This window comes from Acinetobacter stercoris, assembly GCF_900323515.1.
GTDB classification, from domain to species: domain Bacteria; phylum Pseudomonadota; class Gammaproteobacteria; order Pseudomonadales; family Moraxellaceae; genus Acinetobacter; species Acinetobacter stercoris.
In genome coordinates, this window is the sequence record NZ_OOGT01000146.1 from 1 (window position 1) to 10,347 (window position 10,347).

Below are 10,347 nucleotides of genomic sequence, written 5' to 3' on the forward strand. Positions count from 1 at the left end.
CTAAAATGTAGGTCAATGCAAATATTATTTAGCTTAAATTTATAGTTCTCTATTGAATCCGGGGATGTAATTAAATATAGCGAACTAGCATATTGTCATGCTAGCCCGATAGTTTTTATAAGCTTTACTTGGGTTTAACGTGGTTGGATGGATGAGGTATATTGCAGAACAACATTACCATTATGGTCTAATAGTTTTAATTTTTTACCATAGGCCTGAAAACTGGTCACTTTTGCAAGTGCATCATTATATTGCTCGGTAAGTTGCATGACATTCATACACATCATTTGGCTTGTTGCCAGTTGTCCTAGATTTAAGCGATTTCCTCGGACAGTATATGTTCCAACAATACGGTTACAACCATCTGAACCACTGACACGTAACGTGCTTGAGTCAAACTGGATACTTGGTATATTTCTGGTGTTCGGGTCGCTTTTGTATTCTGTTGCTCCAATATGTGTCAAAATCCAGGTTTTATCCTGTAATACAGTAATGCCTTTGGCTTGCTGAGGTGTATTTTGTATGCTTTCACAACCAACAAATGCAAAAGTTGCTGTGATCAACCCCGCGGCAATGATTTTTTTTAACATGATGTTCTCTGTTTAGAGTGATTTTCTTATATCTAAACAAATATATGTGAAAATCACTATAATTATTATGTGTTTGTTAGTAAATATTTTGGCCAATTTGCTGTGGCAAAACAGGCGCAGGTAAGCCTGTTCGGATCAGTTTTGAAAAATCCAGACTATCTTGCGATATATATTGATCAAATTTTGTAGCACGAGGATTAATATGTGCTTTTTGATACCAGGTTTGCATATCCCATTGGCGATTGAGTGCATTTAGATCATACAAATAGTTTGGTAAATATCCCGATGCCAATAGACGATAATCACGAGGCAAATGATGCGGATCTATTGCCTGAATCATATCAAATACTAGCGTTGTACAATTACTGGTGAGCGTGTTGTACCATTTTGCATGTTTGTGTAATTCATCATTTTTCTTTAAATATTGTAAAAATAATGCTTTGGCTTCATTTTTTCCCATATTGATTGGAAACAAATAAACCTGTTCACCACGTACATTACTGCGTGTATAAACAATGTCTTTTTCATCAGCAGCGATGAGACTCAGTTCAAATTGACGGAAAAAACCACCAATAGCAGAGAAGCTTTCATTCTTTTCTTTACGAATTTCTATAGAGAAAACCAGTGGTTTTTGATCGGAAAAACTGAAGCTCACCAAAGTATGCGCAATCTGGGGACCCATCCAGTACGAAGTGATGATACTTACCCCGGTAATATGATTGAGATCATAAGTGCGCGTATCCCAATGGACATCATATTGATCTTCTGTATGCCAGTTAAAGTTACGGATATCATGTATGGTTACAAGATTGCCATGACGTTCATAACTAAAGATTTTAGCGACATCTGGACTCCAGTCACGATCTTGTTTGGCAGGAATGTTGAAGTACCAAACCAGACTAAAGATAAAAGCCACGATATAAATCACTATATCTTTTCGGCGACTGAAGAAGCTTTGAAAAAAATAAATTCCGAGAATACTCAAAGAGAATGAAATCCAGATTCCAATGAGGATTGATGAAACTAACCAGCCCCCTGGTTTTTGAATCCATAAAGCAAGGCAAAGCCAGATACTACTGAGCAGGACAAAAATACTAAAAAGAAAATGTAAAACCCAAGCGCCGAGTGCAGTAAAAAATTGTCTTTTGCCGATGTCATTCATATCTAGAGCGTTTATTTGAATATTTCTTGGGTGCTATTTTTGATAACTTGCAAATGTAAAAGCAATCCCAGATTTGTCATCAATATGTGTCGAAGATGACATTTTTTTAAATTCTGCCGGAATCTCAGGATAATGTGCATCACCTTGAACATCCAGCTCTACATGAGTCAGTTCTAAACGATCAGCAATGTTGATGGTCTGTTTAAAGATTTCACCACCACCAATAATGAAAATACTGTTAGGTTTTAGAGAGTTTTTAACATCTTCTATCGAAAGCTGCAAAACTTCTTCAATGCTATGTGCAACTTTAACGCCATCAAATGCCCAATGTGTATCACGAGTGATGACCCAATTTACCCGATTAGGTAATGCTCGCCCCATTGACTCGAGTGTTTTGCGCCCCATAACAACGACACCACCCTGAGTAATTTCTTTGAAATGCTTTAGGTCAGCAGAAATATGCCAAGGCAATGCATTTTCTTTACCAATACAATGTTTTTGATCCATTGCCACTACATGTACAATTTCCAGATTTTTATATGACATAGCCAGTTCTGCTTTTAAAATTCCCTCCTATTACTGGAGGGACTAGAGAATAAGATAAATAAATCAGTGTAGATGATTAAAATTAGACAGCAACAGGTGCTTTGATTGCAGGATGTGATTCATAACCAGTAATTTCAATATCTTCAAATTTAAAATCAAAAATGTCTTTAATCTCAGGATTAAGTTTAAGTTGACATAGCGGTAATGGTTCACGTGAAAGTTGCAATTGAGCCTGTTCAAAATGATTGGCATATAAATGTGTATCACCACCAGTCCAGACAAAATCTCCAACACCTAAACCGCACACTTGAGCAATCATATGTGTGAGCAGGGCATAGCTTGCGATATTAAATGGCACGCCCAAGAATACGTCTGCACTGCGTTGGTAAAGTTGACAAGATAATTTACCATCCTGCACAAAGAACTGGAACAGAGTATGGCAAGGCGGTAACGCAACCTGACCGGCTTCATTCGGGTTCCAGCCAGAAATGATCAGACGACGGGAATTAGGGTTGGTCTTGATTTCATTAATCAACCACTGAATTTGGTCAAAACCGTCATTGTTATATGAACCATCAGCATTTTTACTCGCACCAAAGTTACGCCATTGATGACCGTATACAGGTCCAAGTTCACCTTCAGAACGACCAAAACGTGCAGTTTGTTCTGCAGTTGACCATTCATCCCAGATTGTGACTTTATTGTCCTGTAAATATTTAACGTTTGTGTCACCTTTTAAAAACCACAACAATTCAATCACGATAGAACGGAAATGCACTTTTTTTGTGGTGAGTAAAGGGAAACCTTTGGAAAGATCAAAACGCATCTGATGACCAAATACAGAACGTGTACCTGTACCAGTACGGTCGCCTTTGTCACCGCCATTGTCGAGGATATGTTGTAAGAGGTCTAAATAGGCTTTCATAAATTTCCCAAAAGTGAATGATTGATGCCATCCTGTAGATGATCATCTATTTCGAGTCAACAGACGAGTTTATACTAATCTTGTCCTATTTTTAAGTCATAATTTGCAAGCTGGACAGCGGCAATTTTTTAGATTTTCACAAACTTTGATAAAAGGGGTTTTTCACTATTTTCAGTGCTCACAAACCCTGTTTTACTCACTTCTAAGAGCTGATTTGAAATTAATAAAATAGCAATGGTAATAACCAAACCACCTGAAATCTGACTGATTTTTTTAGCAAGTTGTGGACGACTATGTAAGAGAGTTTTAGAGCTATAGCCCACGATGAAATAGATGATTGAACAATTTAGCATATGAATACACGTCAGTAAGAACATTTGCTCGGAAATGGAAAATACTGATGTTGGCTGGATAAACTGTGGAAATATGGTGAAAAATAATAAAAATACTTTTGGATTAAATGCACTAATGCAAATGCCTTGAACAGTCCATTGACGAGCTGTCAGAGCGTGTCCTACATCTGTTTGTGATATGGTGGAAGGGTTTCGAAATATTTTAACTCCAATCCATAGCAGATACACTGCACCACCTAAAGAAAGCGTAAACAGAGCAGCAGGATGACGATGAATAATTAGTCCCAAGCCAGTTGCAACAATTAGGATAACCAGCAGATGTCCAAGTAATAAGCCTGATACAGCAGGTATGGCTGTCTTATTTCTTATTCCTGCAGAAATTGCATATGCCCAGTCAGCACCTGGAGAAAGTACAAAAAGAAGCGAAACAATGCCAAAGGATAAAAAACTATTCATAAGAATATCCCAAATCAGTAAAAACAGTGTTATATGACCTGCGTTTTAGAAAAAAATGCTATGTGAGCTATTTATAGGGAAAGAATATGTCTTAATATGTAGAAAGTGCTTTTAATTTTTTGCTTGAATGATTGGAATAAGGGTAAAACTTTCTAAATGGATAAAATTGACAAGAAAATTCTTGCTGAGTTGCAAAATGATGGGCGTTTATCAGTCACTGAGTTGGCTGAAAGGATCGGTTTGAGTGTTTCACCATGTCATAGACGTGTGAAGGCATTGGAAGAAACTGGTGTGATTAAAGGTTATCGGGCACAGCTTGAACCTAATCTGATAGGGTTGAATTTTTCAACTATTGTCTTCGTAACCCTAAAAGAAGCCAATAAGCAAACAATTTCATGTTTTGAAGATGCCATCATTGATATTCCTGAAGTTGTACAAGCACAGAGGTTATTTGGCGATCCAGATTATTTACTTTATGTGGTAACTCATGATTTGACTGCCTTCCAGAAATTATATGACCAACGCTTATCTGCGATTTCAGGTGTACAGCGTTTAACATCAACTTTAGTAATGAAAAATGTGGTACTGGATCGATTATTTCCGTTATAAGATCATTTAAAAATTAACCACTTAGGTTTTTCTTGTTAACATTCTAAAATTTTCTTACATTTTTCAAGTGAAAACTTAATGTTATAGTATTACTATTCCTAACTTCGAAAATAATTGAAGTCTGAATATCAAAACATTAGATGACGTTTTGAATAGAGGTTAGAGGTTTTTGGATGATTTATGATAATTATGGACATGTTAATGAAGTTTATGCACCAGTTCATGCAAACATAGTTATTCGTTCTAAGGGTAATCCAACACAAAGACCGATTGATTCAGATGATAATGAGACAAATACCCAGAACTCTAAACCAAGAAACTACACCTCTTCTGCAAATGGTCAACGTTTAGACTTATCCAAGTTTACTCAAAAACTGGCAAGCATTACCCGTACAACCAGCACTGCAAAATGCGCTAAAAGCATCAGGGTGGCACTTCAATCAGCGGGAGCGAATATTCAAAATCATCCAGTCGCAGCAGCTGACTGGGGCGATACTCTAAAGAAAATAGGCTACCGACAGATTAATCCTTCTTTTAATAATCCTAAAAAAGGTGATATTTATATTATTGATCGTACAGGGTCGCATACTTATGGACATATTGCGGGCTATTCTGGTTCAAACTGGGTATCAGATTTCAAGCAGTCGGATTATGCTGTCTATAAAAATAAAAACGTAAAATATTCATACTACCGACTTGATGACTAATCATCATCAAGTGGCACATTATCATTTTGATTTAGCATTTAGTTTTAATCTATGCGTTTTGCTCTATTTTGATAAATGCTCAAAATAAATAATCCAAGTAACATAAATCCTAAAGACTGTATGCTTAGAAAAACTTTATTTTGACTTGGTAATTGTATGATTAATAATATTAATAATGAGATTGGAATAACGATACTTACAATGTCAAAACCCCGTTTATAAGGATTTGAATCACTGATTTTTAAGCGATATGTATAAAGTAGATGCAGCAAAGCACCGATAACTAAACTTAGGCCTACAAAAATAGCTTCCAGTTTTTCGACCGATGAACAAAAATAGATGATTACACAGGTTAGAATGCTGACGATCAATTTGACTTGACGTGTACAACGTTCAGAATACCAAAAATCAAGCATTATAAAGGCTCTTTACGGTTATTGTTTTTTTGTAGCTTGGCAATTGGTGCAAAGATAAATGTTGCCAGAGCCATAAATCCTATACCTTGAGCCCCTTGTAGGAGCAGCTCTTGTTGAGCTTTCATAAAGATTAGAGATAAAAGCAAAGCGATAGGGATCCATGTAAATAGACGATATAGAAGCCCTGTTGGTTTATGCCCTGCGAATTGAATTTTACAGTATCTACAGATCAAAAAAATAATCCCTGTTCCCAAAAACATTAAAATAGCATCAGGAGATAATGGGTTCATTTTATATAAAGCTAGGGTGATAGCTGCCGTAATAATAAAAATAAATAACTTACGAGTAAAAGTCGCTTTAGGATCAAACCAGAATTCAAACATAGTTCATTCAACTCAATAACAGATCAGCACTTTAACATGAAAATGGAGAGCATTTGCTCTCCATTTGTATTTGGGGTTAAGCGTTTTTTTGAGGACCCCAGTCATAAATTTTTCTTTTGTAAGCATACAGCATGAATAGAATACCAATAATAATCATTGGGAATGACAAAATCTGTCCTTTGGTCATCCATCCAAACAGGATGTAGCCTTGGTCTGCATCTGGTTCACGGAAGAACTCCATAAAGAAGCGGGCACAGCCATAGCCGATCAGGAACAGTGCAGAAACAGCCATACGTGGACGAGGCTTGCTGCTAAAGAACCAGAGAATAATGAATAGCAGTAAACCTTCACAGAGTGCCTGATAGATTTGTGACGGATGGCGAACCAGATGTAAAGGATCAGTCGGGAAAATCATGCCAAGAGGGAAGTTTGGATCTGAAACTGCACGTCCATAAAGTTCTCCCCCAATAAAGTTGCCAATACGACCAAACATTAGACCTGTTGGGACACATGGTGCGATAAAGTCCATGGTTTGAAACCATGTCTTTTTATATTTGCGACACCATAAAATCATGGCGAGCATAACTCCAATAAATCCACCATGGAAGCTCATCCCTCCGGTCCAGACCTGAAATAGCCAGAGAGGATTATCTAGAAACTTGTTGAATTCATAGAAGATGACATAACCAATACGACCACCAAGTACAACACCGAGTGCGCCATAAAACACTAGATCGGACACCATTTCCGATGTCCAGCCATCACGCTGTTTGGCACGATAAGTTGCAAGCCCCCATGCACAAAGAAATGCAAGCAGGTACATTACGCCGTACCAATGTACTTTTAATGGTCCCAGTTCTAAAGCAACTGGATTTATACTTGGATAGGTCAGCATTCTGATTCCTTATCATTTGTTTTGCACAGATTTTATCTGATTGATATAAAAAATGTTATAGGCTATGTAGGCATTTCGTTTATCACTTGCAGTTTTCTCAAAAAGACTGACAAGTTTTGATATGCATTTTTCTATGCTTTAAGCTAAAGATGAATTATAAATATGTCATCACGATTTAGAGATCAATATATGTGTATTGTGGCACTCGCTTGGCAGGTTCTGGATGATATGCCTTTATGTCTCATTTCCAATCGGGATGAATTTTATCACCGTCCAACTTCACAATTACATAAATGGCAAGATAGCCCTATTGTTGCGGGGCAGGATTTACAGTCTGGTGGGACATGGATGGGAGTAACCGAATCGGGACGATGGGCAATTGTGACTAATCATCGCGATGCACGGGATAAAAAGACGTATCCTACTTCAAGAGGGCATTTGATCCAGTCATTTCTGGAGTCTGATTTAACCCCGATTCGATTTGCTCAGGCATTAGAAAAACAACAGTGCAATTATGCTGGCTTCAATCTTTTTATTGGTACGCAAGCCCAGGCAGTTTATATGAGTAACCGTGGGGAGGCACCTCAGGTTTTGGCAAAAGGTGTGTATGTGGTATCGAATGGGATCATGTCAGATGACTGGGAAAAGACGAAGCATTTGCGGAAACGCTTTACACAGGAACTTTTGCCGATGTTACAAGTTTCGTCAATTCCTGAGGGAGATCTTCAGCGTGAGGTTTGGGATATTTTGGAGGATGAACGAAAAATTATTCCCGAACTGTTGCCAAATACTGGAGTAGATCAGGATTTTGAGCAGCTTTTATCTTCAACATTTATACAGAGCCCTATCTATGGGACACGATGTTCAAACTTTGTCAGGATGCTGTCAAATAAGATTCAGTGGACTGAGAAAACCCAGCAGGGGGAGCATCAAGGTGAATTTGTCCATCAACATATAAAACTCATTCAATAAAAAAGGCGCTGAACGAATTCAACACCTTGAATATTTAAAGAATAGTTTTAAATTAACCAGCAATCACGCCGCCATCTTTACGGGTAATGACGACAGTTGCAGAACGTGGTCGTGCAGTTTTATTGTTCGGATCTTTTTGAGTTGCTGGCCAATGGCTATGCGGTTTCTCGTCTGGTTTAGAGTTTTCGCCAGGGTGTTGAACATTGATAAAAATAGCTTTGTAGTCTGGTGTCATGGTGACGCCAGTGATTTCACATTCTTTAGGTCCTGTCAGGAAGCGGCGCAAGTTGTCATCAGTAACTTTTGCCCCTGCAAATGTAGCTTGATTGCCGACAGCAGTTGTCTTGGCACCGTCACCCCGTTTTCCAGGAAGAGCTGCCAACATCATGCAGTTGGTTTTATCACGGTAAGAGAAATCATCAGTTTGAATCCATAGTACTCCACGTGGATCAAACCACATACCATCAGGACTTGAGAAGTCATTGTTGTCGGTTAAACCCGAAAGGTTGATATTGCTTGCCATCGCAGCTTCAGCACCAAACAGATAAATATCCCAAGTGAAGGTTTCTGCTGTGGTTTTATCCCCAGTTTCACGGAAACGGATGATATGTCCGTTCACATTTCCTTTGTTATTTTTTGAGTCTTTATAGTTACGTGGATTGGCAGCATCCGTATTATAACTTGAACCACGAGCACTGTTGTTGGTTAGGGTTACATAGACTTCACCATTATTAGGATTTACCGCAACCCACTCTGGGCGATCCATCTTTGTTGCACCCACAGCATCCCCAGCTAAACGTGCATATGTTAAAACTTCAGCTTGTTCTTTGAACGGATAGGTTTTGTTTGATGCATCCAGACCATTTTTACCGATGGCGAGTTCAATCCATTGACCTGTGCCATCTTCATTGAACTTGGCAACATACAGTTTGCCATTGTTCATATATTTGTCACCAGCATCATAGCCACGATTAATATCTTTAGCATCCCATTTTGCATCTGATACAAATTTGTAGATGTACTCACCTGTTGAGTCATCACCCATATAAAAGGCAAGGTTTTCCCCTTCGATCAAGCGACTGGCGCGACAGTCTTCATGAGCAAAACGACCCAGTGCAGTACGTTTGACTGGATGTTGTCCGCCATTAAATGGGTCGATTTCTACGATCCAGCCAAAGGTGTTTGGTCCATTGCGATAATCTTCTGTCGCATTATTACCACTTGCATCTGCAGTCCAGCGATTATATAAATCCTGATCGGTGTTTTTTGCAATTACGGTATCCCAGCCATAGCGTGAGTCTCGACCAGTTTTTAAGCCATAGCGGTTAAGTGCAACAATTTCGTGTACAGCACGATTTGCATCATCTTCTTTTGCTCGTGCAAAATAACCAATAAAGTTTTCTTCAGTGGTTAAATAAGTTCCCCAAGGCGTATAACCATTACCACAGTTATTGTGTGTTCCACGTGTTTTACTGCCATCAGGAGAAAATTTTGTTTTAAGCAAATCACTATTTTTTACAGGACCTGCAAAATCCATTGGTGTTGAAGCGGTAATACGACGGTTAAAAACAGAAGATTTGTTTATGCTTACAGCTTGAGTTTTAGAATCTTTGTTAATTTCTATGATAGATACGCCATGAGCATTAACTTCACGAAGCACTTCATCTTCTGGGCGACGACCATCGGTTGATGTTGCCCCCTGATCATGTAAAAAGAGCGGAATAATATATTCGTGATTTAGAACCAATAATCCCTGATCTGATTGGGTCGGGTCATAGTTTGCTTTGGCTGGATGCATCCCAAAATAACTCATTCCATCATGACAATCTCCTGAACGGAATTGATAGCTTGCAGCAGCAGGTACTTCAGCTATGCCATCCCAATCGGAATATTTAGGATTAATTGAGTCTCCAAGACTATAAAGTACATTTGCTTCATAACCTTCTGGAACAGTGACGATGTCATTCAGGTTTTTGGCAACTGGTGTAAATTGCAGTTTTTTCGGCAACGTTGGCGGTACAACGGGAGGATTTGGTGGAGACGGTGGTGTTGGCGGTGTAACGCCCATGTCTTTATCATCATTACAACCAGAAAGGCTTGAAGCAAAAGCTAAAGCTGCTGCACCGCTGGCAGTTTTACTAATAAGGCTACGGCGAGAGATATGGCGTTCTAAAATGTCTCGGAAATGAGTGTTATCTGAAAAGTTGTTGTCTAGTTCTTGCTCTTCATTGTATGGCGTAAGGTCAGTCATACTGATTTCTCTTGGCTAAATAAAATTAATAAAACAGAATCACTTAGCAAGTTAACCAATGAATATGTAAGCTTATTTACTT

The 10,347-nt window shown here is 38.5% G+C and carries 12 protein-coding genes; 3 read left to right on the forward strand and 9 right to left on the reverse strand.

Translation table 11 applies throughout. The annotated features are described in order from the left end of the window. Positions 1-134: 134 nt before the first annotated feature. The 5 genes from KPC_RS13870 to KPC_RS13890 all read right to left on the reverse strand — a co-directional run bounded on the left by KPC_RS13870 (position 135) and on the right by KPC_RS13890 (position 4,032). The gene (locus KPC_RS13870; protein ID WP_121974955.1) at positions 135-590 is read right to left on the reverse strand and encodes an META domain-containing protein; all 456 of its coding nucleotides are present in this window, start codon (positions 588-590) and stop codon (positions 135-137) included. A gap of 76 nt (positions 591-666) precedes the next feature. After that, positions 667-1,752 (reverse strand): Lnb N-terminal periplasmic domain-containing protein, encoded by a 1,086-nt coding sequence (locus tag KPC_RS13875; RefSeq protein WP_121974956.1) that lies wholly within the window; start codon positions 1,750-1,752, stop codon positions 667-669. Between the two features lie 33 nt (positions 1,753-1,785). After that, the gene (locus KPC_RS13880) at positions 1,786-2,298 is read right to left on the reverse strand and encodes a dihydrofolate reductase (protein WP_121974957.1); all 513 of its coding nucleotides are present in this window, start codon (positions 2,296-2,298) and stop codon (positions 1,786-1,788) included. A gap of 82 nt (positions 2,299-2,380) precedes the next feature. Continuing rightward, a complete protein-coding gene (thyA, locus tag KPC_RS13885) occupies positions 2,381-3,223 on the reverse strand; it encodes a thymidylate synthase (RefSeq protein WP_121974958.1) in 843 nt (280 codons plus the stop codon). Positions 3,224-3,351: 128 nt separating this feature from the next. Further along, a complete protein-coding gene (locus KPC_RS13890) occupies positions 3,352-4,032 on the reverse strand; it encodes a LysE family translocator (RefSeq protein WP_227591487.1) in 681 nt (226 codons plus the stop codon). A gap of 156 nt (positions 4,033-4,188) precedes the next feature. Here KPC_RS13890 and KPC_RS13895 point away from each other — a divergent pair, with 156 nt between their 5' ends. Together KPC_RS13895 and KPC_RS13900 are read left to right on the forward strand one after the other, a co-directional pair. Beyond that, on the forward strand, positions 4,189-4,641 hold the full coding sequence (locus KPC_RS13895; protein ID WP_121974960.1) for an Lrp/AsnC family transcriptional regulator: 453 nt from the start codon (positions 4,189-4,191) through the stop codon (positions 4,639-4,641). Positions 4,642-4,814: 173 nt separating this feature from the next. Then, positions 4,815-5,348, forward strand: coding sequence for a peptidoglycan amidohydrolase family protein (locus tag KPC_RS13900; protein WP_121974961.1), 534 nt, complete (start codon positions 4,815-4,817; stop codon positions 5,346-5,348). 44 nt (positions 5,349-5,392) lie between these two features. Here KPC_RS13900 and KPC_RS13905 read toward each other — a convergent pair whose 3' ends face one another. From KPC_RS13905 to lgt, 3 genes are all read right to left on the reverse strand, one after another. Next, a complete protein-coding gene (locus KPC_RS13905) occupies positions 5,393-5,764 on the reverse strand; it encodes a hypothetical protein (protein WP_121974962.1) in 372 nt (123 codons plus the stop codon). Further along, positions 5,764-6,147 (reverse strand): hypothetical protein, encoded by a 384-nt coding sequence (locus KPC_RS13910; RefSeq protein ID WP_121974963.1) that lies wholly within the window; start codon positions 6,145-6,147, stop codon positions 5,764-5,766. The genes KPC_RS13905 and KPC_RS13910 overlap by 1 nt, the downstream gene beginning before the upstream one ends. A gap of 76 nt (positions 6,148-6,223) precedes the next feature. Next, on the reverse strand, positions 6,224-7,042 hold the full coding sequence (gene lgt / locus KPC_RS13915; RefSeq protein WP_121974964.1) for a prolipoprotein diacylglyceryl transferase: 819 nt from the start codon (positions 7,040-7,042) through the stop codon (positions 6,224-6,226). Positions 7,043-7,231: 189 nt separating this feature from the next. Here lgt and KPC_RS13920 point away from each other — a divergent pair, with 189 nt between their 5' ends. Next, the gene (locus tag KPC_RS13920; protein WP_121974965.1) at positions 7,232-8,014 is read left to right on the forward strand and encodes an NRDE family protein; all 783 of its coding nucleotides are present in this window, start codon (positions 7,232-7,234) and stop codon (positions 8,012-8,014) included. A 52-nt stretch (positions 8,015-8,066) separates the two neighbouring features. On the opposite strand, the gene KPC_RS13925 is transcribed toward KPC_RS13920, so the two are convergent. Further along, the gene (locus KPC_RS13925; RefSeq protein WP_121974966.1) at positions 8,067-10,265 is read right to left on the reverse strand and encodes a PhoX family protein; all 2,199 of its coding nucleotides are present in this window, start codon (positions 10,263-10,265) and stop codon (positions 8,067-8,069) included. Between the last annotated feature and the right edge of the window lie 82 nt (positions 10,266-10,347).